The sequence below is a fragment of the Klebsiella sp. ZJOU C1 genome (assembly GCF_035620215.1).
GTDB lineage: Bacteria > Pseudomonadota > Gammaproteobacteria > Enterobacterales > Enterobacteriaceae > Klebsiella > Klebsiella variicola.
On sequence record NZ_CP141644.1, the window covers coordinates 79,631 to 102,131 of the forward strand.

General features: G+C 56.6%; 21 protein-coding genes. 13 read left to right on the plus strand and 8 right to left on the minus strand.

The window, feature by feature from the left end:
• The first annotated feature begins 1 nt into the window (after window position 1).
• Window positions 2–1,546, plus strand: a complete 1,545-nt coding sequence (ilvA, locus tag SPE70_RS00390; protein WP_008807978.1) for a threonine ammonia-lyase, biosynthetic — start codon at window positions 2–4, stop codon at window positions 1,544–1,546.
• On the opposite strand, the gene ilvY is transcribed toward ilvA, so the two are convergent.
• Window positions 1,543–2,433 carry an HTH-type transcriptional activator IlvY gene (gene ilvY / locus SPE70_RS00395; RefSeq protein ID WP_012543253.1) on the minus strand — a complete coding sequence of 297 codons (891 nt, stop codon included), beginning with the start codon at window positions 2,431–2,433 and terminating at the stop codon, window positions 1,543–1,545. The two genes, ilvA and ilvY, sit on opposite strands and share 4 nt — an antisense overlap.
• 154 nt (window positions 2,434–2,587) lie before the next feature.
• Between ilvY and ilvC the strand changes: the two genes are divergently transcribed.
• Window positions 2,588–4,063 (plus strand): ketol-acid reductoisomerase, encoded by a 1,476-nt coding sequence (ilvC, locus tag SPE70_RS00400; RefSeq protein WP_008807976.1) that lies wholly within the window; start codon window positions 2,588–2,590, stop codon window positions 4,061–4,063.
• Window positions 4,064–4,265: 202 nt separating this feature from the next.
• Here the strand turns inward: ilvC and ppiC (SPE70_RS00405) are convergent, their stop codons facing one another.
• Window positions 4,266–4,547 (minus strand): peptidylprolyl isomerase PpiC, encoded by a 282-nt coding sequence (ppiC, locus tag SPE70_RS00405; RefSeq protein WP_002883180.1) that lies wholly within the window; start codon window positions 4,545–4,547, stop codon window positions 4,266–4,268.
• Between the two features lie 51 nt (window positions 4,548–4,598).
• Complete coding sequence (ppiC, locus tag SPE70_RS00410) at window positions 4,599–4,880, minus strand: peptidylprolyl isomerase PpiC (RefSeq protein WP_008807974.1); 282 nt, start codon at window positions 4,878–4,880, stop codon at window positions 4,599–4,601.
• 112 nt (window positions 4,881–4,992) lie between these two features.
• On the opposite strand from ppiC (SPE70_RS00410), the gene rep reads away from it, so the two are divergent.
• On the plus strand, window positions 4,993–7,014 hold the full coding sequence (gene rep, locus SPE70_RS00415; RefSeq protein ID WP_012543251.1) for a DNA helicase Rep: 2,022 nt from the start codon (window positions 4,993–4,995) through the stop codon (window positions 7,012–7,014).
• Window positions 7,015–7,018: 4 nt separating this feature from the next.
• On the opposite strand, the gene SPE70_RS00420 is transcribed toward rep, so the two are convergent.
• The 5 genes from SPE70_RS00420 to rhlB form a co-directional block, all read right to left on the minus strand.
• On the minus strand, window positions 7,019–7,741 hold the full coding sequence (locus SPE70_RS00420; RefSeq protein WP_012969205.1) for a DUF554 domain-containing protein: 723 nt from the start codon (window positions 7,739–7,741) through the stop codon (window positions 7,019–7,021).
• Between the two features lie 62 nt (window positions 7,742–7,803).
• Window positions 7,804–8,802, minus strand: a complete 999-nt coding sequence (locus SPE70_RS00425) for an amidohydrolase family protein (protein WP_008807971.1) — start codon at window positions 8,800–8,802, stop codon at window positions 7,804–7,806.
• Between the two features lie 130 nt (window positions 8,803–8,932).
• Window positions 8,933–9,859, minus strand: coding sequence for a LysR family transcriptional regulator (locus SPE70_RS00430; protein WP_032736939.1), 927 nt, complete (start codon window positions 9,857–9,859; stop codon window positions 8,933–8,935).
• Between the two features lie 19 nt (window positions 9,860–9,878).
• On the minus strand, window positions 9,879–11,387 hold the full coding sequence (gppA, locus tag SPE70_RS00435; protein ID WP_012969202.1) for a guanosine-5'-triphosphate,3'-diphosphate diphosphatase: 1,509 nt from the start codon (window positions 11,385–11,387) through the stop codon (window positions 9,879–9,881).
• A 118-nt stretch (window positions 11,388–11,505) separates the two neighbouring features.
• Complete coding sequence (gene rhlB / locus SPE70_RS00440) at window positions 11,506–12,771, minus strand: ATP-dependent RNA helicase RhlB (protein ID WP_008807968.1); 1,266 nt, start codon at window positions 12,769–12,771, stop codon at window positions 11,506–11,508.
• Between the two features lie 341 nt (window positions 12,772–13,112).
• Here rhlB and trxA point away from each other — a divergent pair, with 341 nt between their 5' ends.
• The 10 genes from trxA to rffC all read left to right on the plus strand — a co-directional run bounded on the left by trxA (window position 13,113) and on the right by rffC (window position 22,500).
• Window positions 13,113–13,442 carry a thioredoxin TrxA gene (gene trxA / locus SPE70_RS00445; protein ID WP_002883224.1) on the plus strand — a complete coding sequence of 110 codons (330 nt, stop codon included), beginning with the start codon at window positions 13,113–13,115 and terminating at the stop codon, window positions 13,440–13,442.
• A gap of 144 nt (window positions 13,443–13,586) precedes the next feature.
• Complete coding sequence (locus tag SPE70_RS26350) at window positions 13,587–13,688, plus strand: rho operon leader peptide (RefSeq protein WP_049245627.1); 102 nt, start codon at window positions 13,587–13,589, stop codon at window positions 13,686–13,688.
• Window positions 13,689–13,774: 86 nt separating this feature from the next.
• A complete protein-coding gene (rho, locus tag SPE70_RS00450; protein WP_002883293.1) occupies window positions 13,775–15,034 on the plus strand; it encodes a transcription termination factor Rho in 1,260 nt (419 codons plus the stop codon).
• Window positions 15,035–15,274: 240 nt separating this feature from the next.
• Window positions 15,275–16,378 (plus strand): UDP-N-acetylglucosamine--undecaprenyl-phosphate N-acetylglucosaminephosphotransferase, encoded by a 1,104-nt coding sequence (gene wecA / locus SPE70_RS00455; RefSeq protein ID WP_004886849.1) that lies wholly within the window; start codon window positions 15,275–15,277, stop codon window positions 16,376–16,378.
• Between the two features lie 13 nt (window positions 16,379–16,391).
• Complete coding sequence (gene wzzE / locus SPE70_RS00460; RefSeq protein ID WP_002883296.1) at window positions 16,392–17,438, plus strand: ECA polysaccharide chain length modulation protein; 1,047 nt, start codon at window positions 16,392–16,394, stop codon at window positions 17,436–17,438.
• Window positions 17,439–17,494: 56 nt separating this feature from the next.
• Window positions 17,495–18,625 carry a non-hydrolyzing UDP-N-acetylglucosamine 2-epimerase gene (gene wecB, locus SPE70_RS00465; protein ID WP_008807966.1) on the plus strand — a complete coding sequence of 377 codons (1,131 nt, stop codon included), beginning with the start codon at window positions 17,495–17,497 and terminating at the stop codon, window positions 18,623–18,625.
• Entirely contained in the window at window positions 18,622–19,884 is a 1,263-nt protein-coding gene (wecC, locus tag SPE70_RS00470; RefSeq protein ID WP_008807965.1) for a UDP-N-acetyl-D-mannosamine dehydrogenase, read from the plus strand. The genes wecB and wecC overlap by 4 nt, the downstream gene beginning before the upstream one ends.
• On the plus strand, window positions 19,881–20,948 hold the full coding sequence (gene rffG, locus SPE70_RS00475; RefSeq protein WP_012969200.1) for a dTDP-glucose 4,6-dehydratase: 1,068 nt from the start codon (window positions 19,881–19,883) through the stop codon (window positions 20,946–20,948). The genes wecC and rffG overlap by 4 nt, the downstream gene beginning before the upstream one ends.
• A gap of 18 nt (window positions 20,949–20,966) precedes the next feature.
• Window positions 20,967–21,848: a glucose-1-phosphate thymidylyltransferase RfbA gene (gene rfbA / locus SPE70_RS00480; protein ID WP_002883307.1), complete on the plus strand. Its 882-nt coding sequence runs from the start codon at window positions 20,967–20,969 to the stop codon at window positions 21,846–21,848.
• A complete protein-coding gene (gene rffC, locus SPE70_RS00485; protein ID WP_032732160.1) occupies window positions 21,826–22,500 on the plus strand; it encodes a dTDP-4-amino-4,6-dideoxy-D-galactose acyltransferase in 675 nt (224 codons plus the stop codon). The genes rfbA and rffC overlap by 23 nt, the downstream gene beginning before the upstream one ends.
• Window position 22,501 lies beyond the last annotated feature (1 nt).

Below are 22,501 nucleotides of genomic sequence, written 5' to 3' on the forward strand. Positions count from 1 at the left end.
TATGGCGGACTCACAACCCCTGTCCGGTGCCCCTGAGGGCGCCGAATACCTGAGAGCAGTGCTGCGCGCGCCAGTTTATGAAGCGGTGCAGAAAACGCCGCTGCAAAAAATGGAGAAGCTCTCTTCGCGGCTGGATAACGTTATTCTGGTCAAACGCGAAGATCGCCAGCCGGTACACAGCTTTAAGCTGCGCGGCGCCTACGCGATGATGTCCAGCCTGACGGCGGAACAGAAATCGAATGGGGTGATCACGGCGTCGGCAGGCAACCATGCGCAGGGAGTGGCTTTCTCAGCCTCCCGGCTTGGGGTTAAGGCGCTGATCGTGATGCCGGTAGCGACCGCCGATATCAAAGTCGATGCCGTTCGCGGTTTTGGTGGCGAAGTGCTGCTGCATGGCGCCAACTTTGACGAAGCGAAAGCTCGGGCGATTGAACTGGCGCAGCAGCAGGGCTTCACCTGGGTGCCGCCGTTTGATCACCCGATGGTGATCGCGGGTCAGGGAACCTTGGCGCTGGAGCTGCTGCAGCAGGATGCCCACATCGACCGTGTATTCGTCCCGGTGGGCGGCGGCGGTCTGGCGGCGGGCGTGGCGGTGCTGATCAAGCAGCTGATGCCGCAGATTAAAGTGATAGCGGTAGAAGCGGAAGATTCGGCGTGTCTGAAAGCGGCGCTGGATGCCGGCCATCCGGTGGATCTGCCGCGCGTCGGTTTGTTTGCTGAAGGCGTGGCGGTGAAGCGCATTGGCGATGAAACCTTCCGTTTGTGCCAGGAGTATCTGGACGACATCATCACTGTCGACAGCGACGCTATTTGCGCGGCGATGAAAGATCTGTTCGAAGATGTGCGGGCGGTGGCGGAGCCTTCCGGCGCGCTGGCGTTGGCGGGGATGAAGAAATATGTCGCCCAGCACAATATTCGCGGCGAGCGACTGGCTCATATTCTGTCCGGGGCCAACGTTAACTTCCACGGCCTGCGCTACGTGTCTGAGCGCTGCGAGCTCGGGGAACAGCGCGAAGCGCTGCTGGCGGTGACGATCCCGGAAGAGAAGGGCAGCTTTCTGAAGTTTTGCCAGCTGCTGGGCGGGCGCTCGGTGACGGAGTTCAACTACCGCTTTGCTGATGCTAAAGATGCCTGCATTTTTGTCGGGGTACGCCTGAGTCGCGGGCTGGAGGAGCGGAAAGAGATCCTCCAGTTACTGAACGATGGCGGCTACAGCGTCGTTGACCTTTCCGATGACGAAATGGCCAAGCTCCATGTGCGCTATATGGTCGGCGGCCGGCCGTCCAAAGCGCTGCAGGAGCGGCTGTTCAGCTTCGAGTTCCCTGAATCGCCGGGGGCGCTGCTGAAGTTCCTGCACACCCTTGGCACCCACTGGAATATTTCGCTGTTCCACTACCGTAGCCATGGCACCGACTATGGTCGGGTGTTAGCGGCCTTTGAGCTGGGCGAGCACGAGCCGGACTTTGAAACCCGCCTTAATGAACTGGGCTATGAGTGCCACGACGAAACCCATAACCCGGCGTTCCGCTTTTTCCTCGCGGGCTAGTGGTTAGGCAGGATTTTCCAGAAAGCATCAATAAGCGGCTCATGCAGCCGCTTTTTTTGTGCGCAAACGCCCAGCTCAAACGGGGTTTGCTCATCGCTGCGCTCCAGAATCATCACCCGGTTGCGTACTGGTTCCGGGCTGTTTTCCAGTACCACCTCCGGTAGCAGCGCCACGCCGCAGCCGAGGGCGACCATCGACACCATCGCTTCGTGTCCCCCGACGGTGGCATAGATCGACGGGTTGCTGATTTTATGGCGTCGAAACCACAGCTCGATGCGCCGACGTACCGGCCCCTGGTCAGCCATGATAAACGGCACTGTCGACCAGTCCGGACGCTCGACGGTCACCTGGTTACGCACCGGGCAGGGAAGCGCCGGGGCAATTAACACCACGGCGAGGTTCTCCAGCATCGAAAACGCCACCGATCCCGGCAGGGTCTCTGGTTTACCGGCAATCGCCAGGTCGGCTTCGCCGGTGACGACCTTCTCCATGGCGTCAGCGGCATCGCCGGTCGATAATTTTATCTCAACCGAAGGATGCGCGGCGCGAAAGCGGTCGAGGATCGGCGGCAGATGGCTATAAGCGGCGGTGACAGAGCAGAAGATATGCAGCTCGCCGGAGAGCGACGGTCCCTGCTGATCGATGGCGTGGCGAAGCTGCTGATACTGCAGTAAGGTCTGCTGGGCAAAGGTGCGTAACTCTTCCCCGGCTTCGGTGAGCGTCACCGTGCGATTATCACGCACGAACAGCGGCTGGCCGAGGTCCTCTTCCAGGCGTTGGATCTGCCGCGAAAGGGTCGAAGGACTGACGTGCATGGCCCGCGCGCTGCGGCCAAAATGGCGGCTTTCCGCCAGATGCAGAAAGGTTTTCAGATCGCGTAAATCCACGGCGCGTACTCCCCGATTTTGTATTTCATAAATTGCAACGTGACGTTGTGAATATATCAATTTCCGCAATAAAATTCCTGTCATATAGTAAGTTCATTCTCGCAAAAGCGAACCGAACAATAAGCACGACAACACAACATCACGAGGTATCACCATGGCTAACTACTTCAACACACTGAATCTGCGCCAGCAGCTGGCACAGCTGGGCAAATGCCGCTTTATGGGGCGCGATGAATTTGCCGATGGCGCAAGCTATCTTCAGGGTAAAAAAGTAGTCATCGTCGGCTGTGGCGCGCAGGGCCTGAACCAGGGTCTGAACATGCGTGATTCCGGCCTGGATATCTCCTATGCGTTGCGTAAAGAAGCGATTGCCGAGAAGCGCGCTTCCTGGCGTAAAGCGACCGAAAACGGCTTCAAAGTCGGTACCTATGAAGAGCTGATCCCGCAGGCCGACCTGGTGGTTAACCTGACGCCGGACAAACAGCACTCTGACGTTGTGCGTTCCGTACAGCCGCTGATGAAAGACGGCGCGGCGCTGGGTTACTCCCACGGCTTCAACATCGTTGAAGTGGGCGAGCAGATCCGCAAAGACATCACCGTGGTGATGGTGGCGCCGAAGTGCCCGGGTACCGAAGTTCGTGAAGAGTACAAACGCGGTTTCGGCGTGCCGACGCTTATCGCCGTCCACCCGGAAAACGATCCGAAAGGCGAAGGCATGGCCATTGCCAAAGCCTGGGCAGCGGCGACCGGCGGCCATCGTGCGGGCGTTCTGGAATCCTCCTTCGTGGCGGAAGTGAAATCTGACCTGATGGGCGAGCAGACCATCCTCTGCGGCATGCTGCAGGCGGGTTCTCTGCTGTGCTTCGACAAGCTGGTGGCGGAAGGTACCGATCCGGCGTATGCGGAAAAACTGATTCAGTTCGGCTGGGAAACCATCACCGAAGCGCTGAAGCAGGGCGGTATTACCCTGATGATGGATCGCCTCTCTAACCCGGCGAAACTGCGCGCTTATGCGCTGTCCGAACAGCTGAAAGAGATCATGGCGCCGCTGTTCCAGAAACACATGGACGACATCATCTCCGGCGAATTCTCCTCCGGTATGATGGCAGACTGGGCGAACGATGATAAGAAACTGCTGACCTGGCGCGAAGAGACCGGCAAAACCGCGTTCGAAACCGCCCCGCAGTATGAAGGCAAAATCGGCGAGCAGGAGTACTTCGATAAAGGCGTGCTGATGATCGCGATGGTGAAAGCGGGCGTTGAGCTGGCGTTCGAAACCATGGTTGATTCCGGCATCATCGAAGAGTCCGCTTACTATGAATCACTGCACGAGCTGCCGCTGATCGCGAACACTATCGCCCGTAAGCGTCTGTATGAAATGAACGTGGTTATCTCTGATACTGCAGAGTACGGTAACTACCTGTTCTCTTACGCTTGCGTACCGCTGCTGAAAGAGTTCATGACTACCCTGCAGACCGGCGACCTGGGCAAAGCGATTGCTGAAGGCGCGGTAGATAACGCTCAGCTGCGCGATGTGAACGAAGCAATTCGCAGCCACGCTATCGAGCAGGTAGGTAAGAAACTGCGCGGTTATATGACTGATATGAAACGTATCGCGGTAGCCGGCTAATTCCTCGTCGTCTTTCGACTTGCCGATGCGTTGGCTACGGTACGTACACCCCAGTCACATAGTAATCTATGTTCCTGGGGATGTACTTCCTTGCCGCCTTCCGGCAAGCCGAAATCCATAGAGGAATGGATTTGTTTAGTCGGCCTGATAAGCGAAGCGCCATCAGGCAGAAACCCGGAGATTAAGATCCCCGGGTTTTTTATTATTTCCGGTATAGCACTTTGATGATGTGGTAGCCGAACTGGGTATGCAGCGGGCCGGTTGGCTCCAGTTCCGGGCAGGAGAAGACCACTTTATCGAAGGCCGGTACCATCTGGCCCTGGCGGAACTCACCCAGATCGCCGCCGCGTTTGCCTGACGGACAAATGGAGTGTTTCTTTGCCAGCTTGCCGAAATCGGCGCCGTTTTTGAGCTGCTCGAGCAGATCGAGCGCCAGTTTCTCTTCTTTTACCAAGATGTGCAGTGCTGCCGCGGTTTTAGCCATGATTGCGCCTTGATTGAGTTGGGATAAATCAGGGCGCCATAGTAGCACGCGTTACCGGCGATACAGCACCTTGATGATATGGTAGCCAAATTTGGTTTTCACCGGGCCATAGGGTTTGAGCAGCGGACAGCTGAAGACAGCTTGATCAAACGGGCCGACCATCGTCCCCTGCGGGAATTCGCCTAAATCACCGCCATGACGTCCGGACGGACACTTTGAGTAACGCTTCGCCAGATGATCGAAGCTGATGCCCCGTTCCAGTTTGGCGAGGATCTCGTGCGCCAGTTTCTCTTCTTTAACCAGAATATGCAGGGCCGCTGCGCTTTTTGCCATTACCAGATCCTCAGGATGAATTGCGTGGCTGACACTTTACCATCAGCCGGTAAATCTCGGCCTCGCTTTCTGCTACAATCCACACCCCGTTCGAAGATTGAGCAATATTCCCATGCGTTTAAACCCTGGCCAACAACAAGCCGTCGAATTCGTTACCGGACCGTGCCTGGTGCTGGCGGGCGCCGGTTCCGGTAAGACCCGCGTTATTACGAATAAAATCGCCCACCTGATCCGCGGCTGCGGCTATCAGGCGCGCCATATCGCGGCCGTCACCTTCACCAACAAGGCCGCGCGCGAAATGAAAGAGCGCGTCGGGCAAACGCTGGGGCGCAAAGAGGCGCGCGGGCTGATGATCTCCACCTTCCACACCCTGGGCCTGGATATCATCAAACGTGAATACGCCGCGCTGGGAATGAAGTCTAACTTTTCCTTGTTCGATGATACTGACCAGGTCGCGCTGCTGAAAGAGCTCACCGAAGGGTTGATCGAAGATGACAAAGTGGTGTTGCAGCAGCTGATCTCGACGATCTCCAACTGGAAAAACGATCTGAAAACCCCGGCGCAGGCGGCGGCTGGCGCGAAAGGCGAACGGGACCGCATTTTCGCCCACTGCTATGGGCTGTACGATGCGCACATGAAGGCCTGCAACGTCCTCGATTTTGACGATCTGATCCTGTTGCCGACGCTGCTGCTGCAGCGTAATGAAGAGGTGCGCGAACGCTGGCAGAACAAGATCCGTTACCTGCTGGTGGATGAGTATCAGGATACCAACACCAGCCAGTATGAACTGGTGAAATTACTGGTGGGGCAGCGCGCGCGTTTTACCGTGGTGGGGGACGATGACCAGTCGATCTACTCGTGGCGTGGCGCGCGGCCGCAGAACCTGGTGCTGCTCAGCCAGGACTTCCCGGCGTTGCAGGTGATCAAGCTTGAACAGAACTACCGCTCCTCCGGGCGTATTCTGAAAGCCGCTAACATTTTGATCGCTAATAACCCGCACGTCTTTGAAAAGCGGCTGTTCTCAGAACTTGGCTACGGTACCGAGCTGAAAGTACTCTCCGCCAACAATGAAGATCATGAAGCGGAGCGCGTGGCCGGGGAACTGATCGCCCACCACTTTATTAATAAAACCAACTACAAAGACTACGCGATCCTTTACCGCGGCAACCACCAGTCGCGGGTCTTTGAAAAGATGCTGATGCAGAACCGCATCCCGTACAAAATCTCCGGCGGCACGTCGTTCTTCTCGCGTCCGGAAATTAAAGACCTGCTGGCCTATCTGCGCGTGCTGACCAACCCGGATGACGATAGCGCCTTCCTGCGTATCGTCAACACGCCGAAACGCGAGATCGGCCCGGCGACGCTGCAAAAGCTGGGTGAGTGGGCGATGAGCCGCAATAAAGGCTTATTCACCGCCAGCTTTGACATGGGGTTAAGCCAGACGCTGACCGGGCGCGGCTACGAATCCCTCACGCGCTTTACCCACTGGCTGCGGGAAATTCAGCAGCTGACCGAACGCGAGCCCGTTGCCGCCGTGCGCGATTTGATTCGCGGGATCGACTACGAATCCTGGCTGTATGAAACCTCGCCCAGCCCGAAAGCCGCGGAAATGCGAATGAAAAACGTCAACCAGCTGTTTACCTGGATGACCGAGATGCTGGAAGGCAGCGAAATCGATGAGCCGATGACCCTAACGCAGGTGGTCACCCGCTTTACCCTGCGGGACATGATGGAGCGCGGCGAATCGGATGAAGAGCTCGATCAGGTGCAGCTTATGACCCTCCATGCCTCAAAAGGGCTGGAGTTCCCGTATGTTTACCTGGTGGGAATGGAAGAGGGATTGCTGCCGCACCAGAGCAGCATCGATGAAGATAACGTCGATGAAGAGCGCCGGTTAGCCTACGTCGGCATCACCCGTGCGCAAAAAGAGCTGACCTTTACGCTCTGTAAGGAACGCCGACAGTATGGTGAGCTGGTGCGCCCGGAGCCAAGCCGTTTCCTGCTCGAGCTCCCGCAGGACGATCTGATATGGGAGCAGGAGCGAAAAGTTATCTCTGCGGAAGAACGTATGCATAAAGGCCAGGCCAACGTCGCGAATATTAAAGCGATGCTGGCGAAGGCGAAAAAAGGCTAACGCCTCAGGCGACAAACTGCTGCCAGGCGGCGGAGAAGGGCATTACCAGCAGCAGTGAGGGCAGCATATTGGCGGTGGGGAAGGCGCGGATCCCGCACAGACGAAAACCAGTCGCCAGCATAATGATGCCGCCGCAGGCGGTGAAGTCGGCGATCATCGCCGGATTGATCAGCGCCATGATAAAGGTTGCCGCGAAAAACAGGATAATGAAGACAATCAGCTGGGGAATAAAGATCACGGTGATGATATACCCCAGCGTAGAGGCGAAAATCGCGGCAGTGAAAAAGTCGAGTATCGACTTGGTCAGCAGAATGGTCGGGTCGCCGGTCATCCCTTCGGTTAAAGCACCGAAGATGCCGGTGCCGCTGGCGCAGAACAGGATCAGCACGGCGATAAACTGATTCATAAAATCTTCCGCACTCACGCTGGCGCTGGCCTGCGCCGGGAAAATGCGCTCAATGGGCGTGCGTAGCGTTGTCCCGGCCCGCTCAATCCATTTTTCAATATTCAGCAGACCGCCGATAATCGTGCCGACAATAATGGCCAGGGCAATGGGTGGCAGATTATGCAATTTATTGACAAAGTGGATGCCCATGCTGATGGAGATCAGACCGGCAATTAGCGGCAAGGTTTTCTTGAAGTGTTCCGGAATAAAGCGATTTAGCGAGGCGCCGGCCAGCGCACCGACGAGAAGCGAGCCGCTACAGACAAATATACCTATTGCCATCATTTATTCTCCCTAATAAAAACAGGGCCTGAATATTCAGGCCCTGAAGTCTGTCTTTAATATTATTGAATGTTAAAGACGCGGCTGGCATTGCCCCAGGCAATTTTATCTTTCAGGCCCGCTTCAAGTTCTAACGGATCAAACCAGTCACAAGCCTGATGAATATCTTCATACGGATAATCGACAGAGAACATCACACGATCGGCGCCCATGACTTCAATGGCATTATTCAGCGAATGGGTATTAAAATGGCCGCTGGTGGTAACAATGAAGTTATTCTGCAGGTAGTGCATTAACGGTTTTTCCGCTTTACCCAGACCGCAGCCGAAACGCTGACGATAGAGGCGGTGCTGAGTACGCGGCAGCATATGAACCAGCCCTTCGCCGAGGTGGCCCAGTACCAGATTGAGGTTAGGATAACGATCGAACAAACCACTCATCATCAGACGGATAGCATGCACTGCCGTTTCCTGCGCAAAGCCCCACGCGGAGCCGATCAGGCTTTCGTAACCGGTATAGATGCCGCGCGCCGGGCCTTCCAGCGGTTCGCGAGGATGCAGGTACACCGGTACGTTCAGCTCGTTGACCTTATCCCAGAAGACCAACATCGATTCGTCATCAAGATACAGGCCATGCTCGCTATCTTTAACGTTGGTATAGCCGTTGATCAGTGCGCCTTTCATGCCTAGTTTCTTCACGGCGCGCTCCAGCTCTTCCGCCGCGGCTTCCGGGTTTTGCAAGGCCAGGGTGGCGAAAGCGCTAAATTTATCCGGATTTGGCTTCACATAATTCTCGACGATAAAATCGTTAGTATCACGAGCAAAAGAGACCGCTTTGGCTTTATCTAAAATAGATTGCGCGCCAGGTGAAGTTAGAGAAAGAATGACGTGGTCAATATGACGCTGCGCCATTTCTTCCAGCTGAATACTGCGATCCAGCAGGCGACGTTCAACGTCTTTCATATATTCTGTACCGTTACGGCCGGCTTCACCGGTTGAATCCCACAGACGGTTATTTTCAGGAGTGGAGACGTGCTCTTCTAAAGCGATTTTTCCGCGCATGATATATTCCTTGCGATATTTGTTAGTATGGCTTGATGCAAGGAGAATAAAAGCTTTCACGTATTGCCAGCAATAAACCAAACGTAATAGGGATTATCAGTAAAACTAATACAGCGGTATATTTCGCGGTTTAGATCGTAATAGATCCGCTCTGCTGAGCGGGATCGGCAAGTGCGGCGATCAGCGAACGTAGCCAGATATGCCCGGGATCGCGATGCAGCCGCTGATGCCAGACCTGACGAATGGCGATCCTGGCGAGAGGAAAAGGTAGCGGCCAGCTGCGGCAGGGATAGCGGCGGGTGATATGCCGCGCCACCTGTTCCGGGACGACGGCAATCATATCGCTTTCGGCCACCAGCTCGCCGGTACCTAAAAAGCTCGGTAATGTCAGCGCGATCCGCCGGGGCATACTGTGCTCATCAAGCCGCTTATCCATATCGCCGTGGGCAGTCCCCTCCACGCGGATCGCCAGATGCTTTTCCTGCCGCCAGTCTTCGGCACGAAGCTGGGTTCGAATACGTGGATGATTTTCCGCCGCGAGGCAGACATACGATTGATCGAAGAGATGCTGCTGGTAGACGCTATCCGGAAGCTGCGTCAGATAGCCGATCGCGAGATCACACTTCCCGGATTCGAGGGCGTTGAGGGTCTGCTCATCCAGATTCTGTACCGTAAAGGTGATCCCGTCCGCCGCCTGCTGCTGGAGCGCAATTTGCAGCAAAGGCAGCAGCGTCATTTGACTGATATCGGTCATTCCGATCGTGAAGTTACGCTGGCTCTGCTGGGGAAGAAATTCAGGTTTGACGGCTAAATCGTTATCGGCAAGCTGGAGAAGGGTAAATACAGTCGGGGCGATCGCGTCCGCTCGCGGCGTCGGCATCATCCGCTGTCCCACCCGGACAAACAACGGGTCAGCAAAATGATCCCGTAGTTTTTTCAGCAAAAGGCTGCCGGTGGGTTGGCTGATATTCAGCGCGTCAGCCGCCGGGGAGACATTGCCTAGCCGGTAGAGCGCGGAGAAAAAGCGTAGCGATTTGAAATCCAGTTCTTCCCGCATCCGCCCTCCTGGCTGGATATTATCTTGGCGTATCGCCGCTGGTGACCCGTAGCGTCCAGTGGACGTAGCTTTGCCATTGACACTCCTGATCGACCATTTCCCGGCCAAGCGGATGTTCAGCCAGCCAGTTCTCCGGCAGCGTCAGCGTTAACTGGTCGTCGTGAGCGGCCAACTGAATCGCCGGCAACAAATCGTCGCGCCGCCGGCTGGCAAACAGGATCGCCAGTCGCAGCAGGCGACACAGATGTTCGGCCACTCGCGGCGGGACCGCATTCTGCTGATGAAGCGAAGACAGGTCGATGGCGTTGGTCTGATTCAGGAGCAGCGTGGCAATCAACTTCTTCTGCGCCGGGGTAAAGCCGGGCAGGTCGAGGTTATTGACCAGATAAGCCGCGTGCTGCGGCGCGCGCTTGAAATCCACACTCAGCCCAATTTCATGCAGCGAGCAGGCGCTGAGGAGTAAATCACGGCTCAGCGGGTCCAGCTCCCAGCTGCCATCCAGCTGACTGAGCAGATGGCTGGCCAGACTGGCGACGCGCTGGGCCTGCTCGGTGTCGATCATAAAACGGCGCTGAATATTGCGCAGGGTGCGGCTGCGGATGTCCTGTTCGACAGAGAGATGCAGCATGCCGTACACCAGACCTTCGCGTAACGCGCCGCCTGCCAGGGTCATACACTGAATATTCAGTTCGCTGAAGATAGCGATCAGGATCGCCAGCCCGCTCGGGAACACCAGCGCCCGCTCAAGGGTTAAGCCTTCGATCTCCAGCTCTTCCAGACGTCCGCACTGGATGGCGCGCTGTTTAAGCTGCTGGAGTTTGGCGAGGGTGATGCGTTCATCCATCCCCTGCGCCATCATAATTTCCTGCAGCGCCTGAACGGTGCCGGAAGCGCCGACGCACACTTTCCATCCGTGATAGCGCAGCACATCGGCGATGGGTAATAACACCTCGCGCGCGGCCGCTTCGGCGAGATCGAAATTCTCTTTCGTCAGGCTACGGTCGGCAAAATAGCGTTCAAGCCAGGTCACACAGCCCATCGACAGACTGAACAGCGAGGTCGTTTGCGCGCCGGTGCCGGTCACCAGCTCGGTGCTGGCGCCGCCGATATCGACCACCAGACGCTGATCGGCGCCGCCGGTGGTGTGGGCGACACCCTGGTAAATCAGGCGCGCTTCTTCTTCGCCGCTGATCACCTGCACTGGCGTGCCGAGGATCTCTTGCGCTTTCGCCAGAAACTCCTCTGCATTGACGGCAAGACGTAGCGTGGCGGTGGCCACGACGCGGATTTGCGTCGGCGGAATATCCTGCAGGCGTTCGGCAAACAGGCGTAAGCACTGCCAGCCGCGCTCCATCGCTTCCGCGGAGAGCGTGTTGTCGCTATTCAGACCGGCGGCCAGACGAACCTTACGCTTAATACGGCTCAGCGTCTGGATGCTGCCCGCCACCTCGCGCACCACCAACATATGGAAACTGTTGGAACCCAAATCAATGGCGGCATACAGCGAGGTGGAGCTCATACTCTTCATCGTTCAGAAGGCTCCCTGGTTGGCGGAGCGCTTAGGCCCGGTCCACATCACTGAGCGGGTTGCCAGAGGAAGGTCGCCCTGGCTGATTCTGAATGATTGAGCGTATGGCATAGATTTCTTAACCTGAACGACGACGATTGCGCGGTGGACCGTTGCGGCGCGGGCCGTTGCCTGGGCGCGCACGGGTCAGACGCAGCGGCTTAGGCAGGTCGGTCATCAGCGCGTCCGGGTTGTACTTACTGACCGGGATCGAGTGACCAATATAGGTTTCGATTGCCGGCAGGTTCAGCGCGTACTCTTCGCAGGCGAGGCTGATAGAGTTGCCGCTGGCGCCAGCGCGGCCGGTGCGGCCGATGCGGTGAACGTAATCTTCGCAGTCGTCCGGCAGATCGTAGTTAAAGACGTGGGTCACAGCCGGAATATGTAAGCCGCGCGCAGCAACGTCAGTTGCGACCAGAATATCGAGATCGCCACGAGTAAATTCGTCGAGAATACGCAGACGCTTTTTCTGCGCCACGTCGCCGGTCAGCAGACCTACACGATGGCCGTCAGCGGCGAGATGACCCCAGATATCTTCACAACGGTGCTTGGTGTTGGCGAAGATGATGGCGCGATCGGGCCACTCTTCTTCCAGCAGCGTCTGCAGCAGGCGCATTTTTTCTTCGTTGGAAGGGTAGAACAGCTCTTCTTTAATACGGTGGCCCGTTTTCTGTTCCGGTTCCACTTCGACATATTCGGCGTTGTTCATCTGCTCGAACGCCAGTTCGCGAACGCGATAAGAAAGAGTCGCGGAGAACAGCATGTTCAGGCGCTGCGTCGCCGGCGGCATGCGGCGGAACAGCCAGCGGATATCTTTAATAAAGCCGAGATCGTACATGCGATCGGCTTCGTCCAGTACGACGACCTGAATGGCGCCGAGGTTAATGTGGTTCTGTTTCGCGTAATCGATCAGACGACCAGTGGTACCGATCAGAATATCGACACCGCTTTCCAGCACTTTCAGCTGCTTGTCGTAGCCGTCGCCGCCGTAAGCCAGACCCAGCTTCAGACCGGTGGCCTGCGCCAGCGGTTCAGCATCCGCGTGGATCTGTACCGCCAGTTCACGCGTTGGTGCCATAATTAGCGCGCGCGGTTGGTTAACCTGGCGATCGGCGATAGCCGGGTGAGAGAGAAGATAATGAAACGTTGACGTCAGGAACGCCATCGTTTTACCGGTACCGGTTTGCGCCTGCCCGGCGACATCGCGGCCTTCCAGCGTCAGCGGAAGGGCGAGGGCCTGAATGGGTGTGCAATTATGAAACCCTTTCTTTTCAAGGGCTTCAATGACTGCCGGGTGCAGGGCGAAGTCGGAAAACTTCTGTTCTGTTAAATGTGTTTTGCTCATAGTGTGGTAGAATATCAGCTAACTATTGCATTAAGAAAGCGTATCCGGTGAAATAACGTCAACCTTTCGTTGGCGGTGTACGAAATTATTCAAGGTACGTCTACGGTAACTGAACGAATCCAGGATAGCTTAGACTACTAAGCGAGTCGGGAGCGATAAATCTGCAGCATGCAGTTCGCGTTCGGGCACCCTGGCGTCAACAGGCGAGTCCATGATGGATTGCGCCAGTTGGCAGCCCAGAGAATTGAGGTATCCTGAAGAATAGCGTGCATAACGTAGCCGCAGCACGTCGTTGATGGCTACGACACCAACACACCAGGCTTATTCCTGTGGAGTTAAATATGAGCGATAAAATTATTCACCTGACTGACGACAGTTTTGACACGGACGTACTCAAGGCTGACGGGCTGACCCTCGTCGATTTCTGGGCAGAGTGGTGTGGTCCGTGCAAAATGATCGCCCCGATTCTGGATGAGATCGCTGAAGAGTATCAGGGCAAACTGACCGTAGCTAAGCTGAACATCGACCAGAACCCGGGCACCGCGCCGAAATACGGCATTCGCGGTATCCCAACCCTGCTGCTGTTCAAAAACGGCGAAGTGGCGGCCACTAAAGTTGGCGCACTGTCCAAGGGTCAGCTGAAAGAGTTCCTCGACGCCAACCTGGCGTAAGCGAATTGCTGGTCCGGCGTCCAGATTCCTATTTTTTGCGGAACTCTGGACGCCCGGCAGGAGTCGTGCTAAGTTAATCCACAGACTTCGTTTTAAACATACCTATTGTTTGAATCTTGTTTTACCCAAAGCGTCCCGCAGACGATGCGCGTGAGGCTAATAATTCCGGGCTTATCACTCATTCCGTCTTGTCGTTTCAGTTCTGCGTTCTTTCCTGTGACCAGGCAACGTACAGACACGAGATGAAGCCGCTAACAGGCATGGATGTTCCTGCCATACCATTCACAACATTAAGTTCGAGATTTACCCCGAGTTTAAGAACCCACACCACTATGAATCTTACCGAATTAAAGAATACGCCGGTTTCTGAGCTGATTACTCTCGGCGAAAATATGGGGCTGGAAAACCTGGCTCGTATGCGTAAGCAGGATATTATTTTTGCCATCCTCAAGCAGCATTCGAAGAGTGGCGAAGATATCTTTGGCGACGGCGTACTGGAGATACTGCAGGATGGATTTGGATTCCTCCGCTCCGCAGACAGCTCCTACCTCGCCGGCCCTGACGACATCTACGTATCCCCCAGCCAAATCCGCCGTTTCAACCTTCGCACTGGTGACACCATTTCCGGTAAGATTCGTCCTCCGAAAGAGGGTGAGCGTTACTTTGCACTGTTGAAAGTTAACGAAGTTAACTACGACAAGCCGGAAAACGCGCGTAACAAGATCCTGTTCGAGAACTTAACGCCGCTGCACGCGAATTCTCGCCTGCGTATGGAACGTGGTAACGGTTCTACCGAAGACTTAACCGCTCGCGTACTGGATCTGGCCTCCCCGATTGGCCGCGGCCAGCGTGGTCTGATTGTCGCGCCGCCGAAAGCCGGTAAAACGATGCTGCTGCAGAACATCGCGCAGAGCATCGCTTACAACCACCCGGACTGCGTGCTGATGGTGCTGCTGATCGACGAACGTCCGGAAGAAGTGACCGAGATGCAGCGTCTGGTGAAAGGTGAAGTGGTTGCTTCCACCTTTGACGAGCCGGCATCCCGCCACGTGCAGGTTGCCGAGATGGTTATCGAGAAAGCAAAACGTCTGGTTGAACACAAGAAAGACGTTATCATCCTGCTCGACTCCATTACTCGTCTGGCGCGAGCCTACAACACCGTGGTACCGGCTTCTGGTAAAGTCCTGACCGGTGGTGTGGACGCCAACGCCCTGCACCGTCCGAAGCGTTTCTTCGGTGCGGCACGTAACGTCGAAGAGGGCGGCAGCCTGACCATCATCGCCACGGCGCTGATTGACACCGGCTCCAAAATGGACGAAGTGATCTACGAAGAGTTTAAAGGCACCGGTAACATGGAGCTGCACCTCTCTCGTAAGATTGCCGAAAAACGCGTCTTCCCGGCTATCGATTACAACCGTTCCGGTACCCGTAAAGAAGAACTGCTCACCACTCAGGAAGAGCTGCAGAAAATGTGGATCCTGCGCAAAATTATTCATCCGATGGGTGAGATCGATGCAATGGAATTCCTCATTAACAAGCTGGCGATGACCAAGACGAATGATGACTTCTTCGATATGATGAAGCGCTCGTAAGGTAAAAAAAGCCAAAAACGCCACGCCTTTGCGTGGCGTTTTCATTTTTGGGTTTGTATGATCCAGAGACAGAGAAAGCGGGACGAAAGTTGTCGTATAATGGCGCCGGATAGCAGGCGGAGACAGCTTTAACAGACTAAAATCTATACAATAAATTTGTAATGTTCTGCTTTTCCCCTTCTGGAGTTGGGGCATCATCGCTATACTTCCCGGATTAACTATGCTGAGAGCACATGCGTTGTGAATTTACTCACTGCTATTACTGAATTAATCAGTATTTTCTTATTCACGACCCTCTTTATTTTTGTCGCGCGGAAAGTGGCAAAAAAGATCGGGTTGGTGGATAAACCAAACTATCGCAAACGGCATCAGGGGTTGATTCCGTTGGTCGGTGGTATCTCAGTTTATGCAGGCATCTGTTTTACTTTCGCCATCGCCGATTATTATATTCCTCACGCCTCGCTGTATCTGGCCTGCGCGGGGGTATTGGTGCTGGTTGGCGCGCTTGACGATCGCTTCGATATCAGCGTGAAAATTCGCGCAGTCATACAGGCTGCGATCGCCGTGATTATGATGATGGCAGGGAATCTGCATCTGAGTAGTCTCGGCTTTATTTTTGGCTCGTGGGAGCTGGTGCTGGGGCCTTTCGGCTTCTTCCTGACGCTGTTTGCCGTGTGGGCTGCCATCAATGCGTTTAACATGGTCGACGGGATCGACGGCCTGCTCGGCGGTCTGTCATCGGTCTCCTTTGCGGCGACTGGGATCATCCTCTGGTTTGATGGTCAGTACAGCCTGGCGATGTGGTGTTTCGCGATGATCGCCGCCATTCTGCCCTATATTCTTCTCAATCTTGGCGCCCTCGGCCGCCGCTATAAAGTCTTTATGGGTGACGCCGGCAGCACGATGATTGGCTTCACCATTATCTGGATCCTGCTGGAAACCACGCAAGGTAAAACACATCCCATTAGCCCGGTGACCGCGCTGTGGATTATCGCTATCCCGTTGATGGACATGGTGGCGATTATGTATCGCCGCCTGCGCAAAGGCATGAGTCCTTTCTCTCCGGACCGTCAGCATATTCATCATTTGATCATGCGCGCCGGCTTTACTTCCCGTCAGGCGTTCGTCCTGATTACCCTGGCCGCCGCCCTGCTGGCGCTGGTTGGCGTCGCGGCGGAATACACCCGCATTGTGCCGGAATGGGTGATGTTAATTCTCTTTTTGGTAGCCTTCTTCCTTTATGGCTACTGTATTAAGCGCGCCTGGAAAGTGGCGCGCCTGGTTAAGCGCATCAGACGCAGAATTCGGCGACACAGCGGCAATAATCCGAAACTAACCAAGTAAAGCTGGGGATGTGATGACTCAACCATTACCGGGAGCACAAGCAGTGAACGTTGAGAACGAGCTGGATATTCGCGGGCTGTTTCGCGCTTTATGGGCAGGAAAAGGCTGGATAGTCGGCGGCGCCGTACTCTTCGCCGCCATCGTGCTGGTATATACCTTTTTTGCTCGCCAGGAGTGGAGCGCCACGGCGATCACCGATCGGCCTACTGTCAATATGTTGGGGGGGTACTATTCCCAGCAGCAGTTCTTACGCAATCTGGACATTAAAGCCGACCTTGCCTCGGTCGATCAGCCTTCCGCCATGGATGAAGCGTATAAAGAGTTCATCATGCAGCTGGCCTCCTGGGATACCCGGCGCGATTTCTGGCTACAAACGGACTACTACAAGCAGCGTCAGTCGGGTAATGCCCGCGCGGATGCGGCGATGCTGGATGACCTGATTAACAATATCCAGTTTATGCCAGGCGATGCGGCCAAGAGCATTAACGACAGCGTCAAACTGACCGCCGAGACCGGGCAGGATGCCAATAATCTGTTGCGTCAGTATGTGGCTTTCGCCAGCCAGCGGGCGGCAGGCCATCTTAATGACGAACTCAAAGGCGCCTGGGCGGCGCGGACCGTGCAAATGAAAGCGCAGGTGAAGCGCCAGGAAGAGGTGGCCGAGGCCATCTTCAACCGTCGGACGCACAGCGTGGAGCAGGCGCTGAAGGTGGCCCAGCAGCACAATATTTCACGCAGCGAAACGGATGTTCCTGCCGATCAGTTGCCGGATTCAGAGCTATTTTTATTGGGCAGGCCGATGCTGCAGGCCAGGCTGGAAAACCTGCAGGCCGTCGGGCCGGAATATGACCTCGATTACGACCAGAACCGCGCCATGCTGAGCACGTTGAACGTCGGTCCAACGTTAGATCCGCGTTTTCAGACTTACCGGTATTTGCGGACGCCGGAAGAACCTGTAAAACGCGATAGCCCGCGCCGTGTATTTCTGATGGTGATGTGGGGGATTGTGGGTGCGCTCATCGGCGCAGGCGTGGCGTTATCACGTCGTCGTGTCCTGTGATTGCGGCCTGTGGTGAAGGGCAGATGACCTTCATCGCCTAATCGAAGAGAATCGATGTGAAAGTACTAACTGTATTTGGCACGAGGCCGGAAGCCATCAAGATGGCGCCTCTGGTCCATGCGCTGGCAAAGGATCCTCATTTTGAGGCGAAAGTATGCGTGACCGCGCAGCATCGGGAGATGCTCGATCAGGTGTTGAAACTTTTCTCTATTGTCCCGGACTACGATCTCAACATCATGAAGCCGGGGCAGGGGCTGACCGAGATCACCTGTCGCATCCTTGAGGGGCTGAAGCCGGTGCTGGAGTCGTTTAAACCCGACGTGGTGCTGGTGCATGGCGATACCACGACCACCATGGCGGCGAGCCTGGCGGCGTTTTATCAGCGGATACCGGTGGGCCACGTAGAGGCCGGCCTGCGCACTGGCGATTTAAGTTCGCCGTGGCCGGAAGAAGGCAACCGTACGTTGACCGGCCATCTGGCGACATACCATTTCGCCCCCACGGAAACCTCGCGGCAGAACCTGCTACGGGAAAATATTGCCGACAGTCGCATCACGGTCACCGGGAATACGGTCATTGACGCCCTGTTCTGGGTGCGGGATCGGGTTCTGGGTGATGAAGCGCTACGGGAGACCCTGCTGCAGCGCTATCCTTTCATCAGCCACGGTAAAAAGATGATTCTGGTTACCGGCCACCGGCGGGAAAGCTTTGGGCTCGGCTTTGAACAGATCTGCCAGGCGCTGGCGGAAATAGCCCATACCCACCCTGAGGTGCAGATTGTCTATCCGGTTCACCTGAATCCTAACGTCAGCGAGCCGGTGAATCGTATTCTCGGTCATATTGACAATGTGATGTTGATTGAACCGCAGGACTACCTGCCGTTCGTCTGGCTGATGGATCGGGCCTGGCTGATCCTGACCGATTCCGGCGGCATTCAGGAAGAGGCCCCTTCTCTCGGGAAACCGGTACTGGTCATGCGCGATATGACCGAACGTCCGGAAGCGGTGGCCGCTGGCACCGTGTGCCTGGTCGGCACCGACAGCCAGCGCATCGTGGCGGAAGTCACGCGACTGCTGCAGGATGATGCCGCATACCAGGCGATGAGCCGCGCGCATAATCCCTATGGCGATGGTGAAGCATGTCGTCGAATTTTGTCTGCACTTAAAAATAATCAGGTAACGTTATGAGTTTTTCTACCATTTCAGTGATTGGCCTTGGCTATATCGGGCTGCCAACCGCTGCCGCGTTCGCCTCCCGGCAGAAGCGGGTGGTCGGCGTTGATGTTAATCAACATGCCGTGGAGACCATTAACCGTGGAGAGATTCATATCGTGGAGCCGGATCTGGCGAGCGTGGTGAAGACCGCGGTCGAACAGGGTTATTTAAGCGCCACCACCACCCCGGTGGAGGCGGATGCCTACCTGATTGCCGTGCCGACGCCGTTTAAAGATCGCCACGAGCCGGATATGGTGTTTGTCGAGTCGGCCGCTAAATCCATTGCGCCGACGTTAAAGAAAGGGTCACTGGTGATCCTGGAGTCCACCTCGCCGGTGGGTTCGACTGAGCAGATGGCCGGCTGGCTGGCGGAGATGCGCCCGGATCTCAGCTTCCCTCAGCAGGCGGGCGACGCCGCTGACGTGAATATCGCCTACTGCCCGGAGCGGGTATTGCCCGGTCAGGTGATGGTCGAGCTGATTAAAAACGATCGCGTTATCGGCGGCATGTCGCCGGTCTGCTCGGCGCGCGCCAGCGAGCTGTATAAAATCTTCCTCGAAGGCGAATGCGTGGTGACCAACTCGCGCACCGCCGAGATGTGTAAGCTGACGGAAAACAGCTTCCGCGACGTCAACATCGCCTTTGCCAACGAACTGTCGCTGATTTGCGCCGACCAGGGCATTAACGTCTGGGAGCTGATCCGCCTGGCAAACCGCCATCCGCGCGTCAATATCCTGCAGCCGGGCCCGGGCGTCGGCGGCCACTGCATCGCCGTCGACCCGTGGTTTATCGTGGCGCAAAACCCGCAGCAGGCGCGTCTGATCCGCACCGCTCGCGAGGTCAACGACCATAAGCCGGAATGGGTTATCGAACAGGTGAAAGCGCAGGTCGCGGACTGCCTGAATGCCACCAACAAACGGGCCAGCGAACTGACGATCGCCTGTTTTGGCCTCGCTTTTAAACCGAATATTGACGACCTGCGCGAAAGCCCGGCGATGGAAATTGCCGCGCAGATTGCCCGCTGGCACAGCGGCACGACGCAGGTGGTTGAGCCCAACATTCACGCGCTGCCGAAGAAACTCGATGGACTGTGTACGCTGGCGACCCTCGATGCGGCGCTGGCCAGCGCCGATGTGCTGGTGATGCTGGTCGATCATAATGAATTTAAAGCCGTTAGCGGCGATAGCGTCACCCAGGCGTATATCATCGACACCAAAGGAGTGTGGCGGTGAGAACCATTCTGGTCACCGGCGGCGCGGGCTTTATTGGTTCGGCGGTGGTGCGGGAGATTATCCAGCACACCGCCGATCGCGTAGTGGTGGTGGATAAACTGACCTATGCCGGCAATTTAATGTCGCTGGCGCCAGTGGCGCAGGATGCGCGTTTCGCCTTTGAACAGGTGGATATCTGCGACCGCGGCGAGCTGGACCGTATTTTCCGTCAGCATCAACCCGATACGGTGATGCACCTGGCGGCGGAAAGCCACGTCGATCGTTCGATTGACGGCCCGGCGGCGTTTATCGAAACCAATATCGTAGGCACCTATACGCTACTGGAGGCGGCCCGCAGCTGGTGGAATACCCTGGCCACGGAGAAAAAATCGGCGTTCCGTTTTCACCATATCTCGACCGACGAAGTGTATGGCGATCTGCACGGCAGCGAGGATTTCTTTACCGAGACCACGCCCTATGCGCCAAGCAGCCCCTATTCGGCCTCGAAAGCCAGCAGCGACCACCTGGTGCGCGCCTGGCTGCGGACCTATGGCCTGCCGACGCTTATCACCAATTGCTCCAATAACTACGGCCCGTATCACTTCCCCGAGAAGCTGATCCCGCTGACGATCCTCAATGCGCTGGCGGGCAAGCCGCTGCCGGTGTATGGCAATGGGCAGCAGATCCGCGACTGGCTGTACGTGGAAGATCACGCCAGAGCGCTGTATCTGGTGGCGACCCGCGGCGAACCGGGCGAAACTTACAATATCGGCGGTCATAACGAACGTAAAAATATCGAGGTGGTGGAAACCATTTGTCAGCTGCTGGAAGAGCTGGCGCCGCATAAACCGCAAAGCGTGGTGCACTATCACGATCTGATCACCTTCGTAGCCGATCGTCCGGGCCACGATCTGCGCTATGCCATTGATGCCTCGAAGATTGCCCGCGAGCTGGGCTGGACGCCGGCAGAGACCTTTACTTCCGGTATGCGTAAGACCGTGGCGTGGTATCTGGCGAACGAGAGCTGGTGGCGCCAGGTTCAGGATGGAAGCTATCAGGGCGAGCGTCTTGGGCTGCAAGGCTAATCATCTCTGGGGGGAATGATGAAAGGTATTATTCTGGCGGGCGGTTCCGGAACGCGACTGCATCCCATCACCCGCGGCGTATCGAAGCAGTTGTTGCCGATCTACGACAAGCCGATGATCTACTACCCGCTGTCGGTATTAATGCTGGCCGGGATACGTGAGATCCTGATCATCACCACGCCGGACGACCTACGTGATTTCCAGCGCCTGCTCGGCGATGGCTCAGAGTTTGGCATTGCGCTGCACTATGCCGTACAGCCGACGCCGGATGGTTTAGCCCAGGCGTTCATCATCGGCGAAGCCTTTCTTAACGGCGAACCGGCATGTCTGGTGCTAGGCGACAATATTTTCTTCGGCCAGAGCTTTAGCCCGAAGCTGCGCAGCGTGGCTGCTCGCACGGAAGGGGCGACGATTTTTGGCTATCAGGTGATGGATCCTGAGCGCTTTGGCGTGGTGGAGTTTGATGACAACTTCCGCGCGCTGTCGCTGGAAGAGAAGCCGAAGCAGCCGAAGTCGAACTGGGCGGTCACCGGTCTCTATTTCTACGATGGCAAGGTGACGGAGTATGCCAAACGGGTCAAGCCGTCCGAGCGCGGCGAGCTGGAAATCACCTCCATCAACCAGATGTACCTTGAGGATGGCGCATTGACCGTCGAGCTCCTCGGGCGCGGTTTTGCCTGGCTGGACACCGGCACGCACGATAGCCTGATCGAGGCCAGCATGTTCGTGCAGACCGTCGAGAAGCGCCAGGGCTTTAAAATCGCCTGTCTGGAAGAGATCGGCTGGCGTAACGGCTGGCTGGACGATGATGGCGTCAAACGCGCCGCGAAGCGGCTGGAAAAAACCGGCTACGGCCAATACCTGCTGGATCTGCTCCGTGCCCGTCCGCGCCAGTATTGATCCCCTGGAGTGGGAGAACCGCTTCTTTGCTGTTAACAGCGCCATCGTTCACTTTGATGAACGTGCGCCGCGGCTGACGCCTGAGGCGCTGGCGGGGTGGTCGCGGGTGCAGGCGAAGGTGGCCGCCAGCGACACCGTCCGGCTGGACGCGCTACAGCAGCTGGGTTTTCAGCTGGTGGAAGGCGAAGTCGATCTGGCGCTACCGGTGGGCAACCCTGCTGATGCGGGCGCCGACGTTGCCGTGGAAGCGGATATTGCGCCGCTGCGCGAGCTGGCGGCGCAGGCCTTTGCCATGAGCCGCTTTCGCGCGCCCTGGTACGCTGCCGATGCCAGCGGCCGCTTCTATGCCCAGTGGATTGAAAATGCGGTGCGTGGCACCTTCGATCATCAATGTCTGATTTACCGCCATCCTGAGGGGGATATCCGCGCCTTTGTCTCCCTGCGGCAGATCACTGCGACCGAAGCGCGTATCGGCCTGCTGGCCGGGCGCGGCGCCGGGGCGCAACTGATGCAGGCGGCGCAGTACTGGGCTGCCTCGCGCGGACTTTCTACACTGCGGGTGGCGACCCAGATGGGCAACACCGCCGCGCTTAAACGTTATATTCTCAGCGGTGCTAACGTGGAAAGCACCGCCTACTGGCTATACAGGTGAC

What these genes read in the sequence shown, in the direction of transcription:
- ilvA (WP_008807978.1), top strand. Translation starts at nt 2, where the DNA reads ATGGCGGACTCACAACCCCTGTCCGGTGCCCCTGAGGGCGCCGAATAC.
- ilvC (WP_008807976.1), top strand. Translation starts at nt 2,588, where the DNA reads ATGGCTAACTACTTCAACACACTGAATCTGCGCCAGCAGCTGGCACAG.
- ppiC (WP_002883180.1), bottom strand. Translation starts at nt 4,547, where the DNA reads ATGGCTAAAACCGCGGCAGCACTGCACATCTTGGTAAAAGAAGAGAAA.
- ppiC (WP_008807974.1), bottom strand. Translation starts at nt 4,880, where the DNA reads ATGGCAAAAAGCGCAGCGGCCCTGCATATTCTGGTTAAAGAAGAGAAA.
- rep (WP_012543251.1), top strand. Translation starts at nt 4,993, where the DNA reads ATGCGTTTAAACCCTGGCCAACAACAAGCCGTCGAATTCGTTACCGGA.
- SPE70_RS00420 (WP_012969205.1), bottom strand. Translation starts at nt 7,741, where the DNA reads ATGGCAATAGGTATATTTGTCTGTAGCGGCTCGCTTCTCGTCGGTGCG.
- SPE70_RS00425 (WP_008807971.1), bottom strand. Translation starts at nt 8,802, where the DNA reads ATGCGCGGAAAAATCGCTTTAGAAGAGCACGTCTCCACTCCTGAAAAT.
- SPE70_RS00430 (WP_032736939.1), bottom strand. Translation starts at nt 9,859, where the DNA reads ATGCGGGAAGAACTGGATTTCAAATCGCTACGCTTTTTCTCCGCGCTC.
- gppA (WP_012969202.1), bottom strand. Translation starts at nt 11,387, where the DNA reads ATGAAGAGTATGAGCTCCACCTCGCTGTATGCCGCCATTGATTTGGGT.
- rhlB (WP_008807968.1), bottom strand. Translation starts at nt 12,771, where the DNA reads ATGAGCAAAACACATTTAACAGAACAGAAGTTTTCCGACTTCGCCCTG.
- trxA (WP_002883224.1), top strand. Translation starts at nt 13,113, where the DNA reads ATGAGCGATAAAATTATTCACCTGACTGACGACAGTTTTGACACGGAC.
- SPE70_RS26350 (WP_049245627.1), top strand. Translation starts at nt 13,587, where the DNA reads ATGCGCGTGAGGCTAATAATTCCGGGCTTATCACTCATTCCGTCTTGT.
- rho (WP_002883293.1), top strand. Translation starts at nt 13,775, where the DNA reads ATGAATCTTACCGAATTAAAGAATACGCCGGTTTCTGAGCTGATTACT.
- wzzE (WP_002883296.1), top strand. Translation starts at nt 16,392, where the DNA reads ATGACTCAACCATTACCGGGAGCACAAGCAGTGAACGTTGAGAACGAG.
- wecC (WP_008807965.1), top strand. Translation starts at nt 18,622, where the DNA reads ATGAGTTTTTCTACCATTTCAGTGATTGGCCTTGGCTATATCGGGCTG.
- rfbA (WP_002883307.1), top strand. Translation starts at nt 20,967, where the DNA reads ATGAAAGGTATTATTCTGGCGGGCGGTTCCGGAACGCGACTGCATCCC.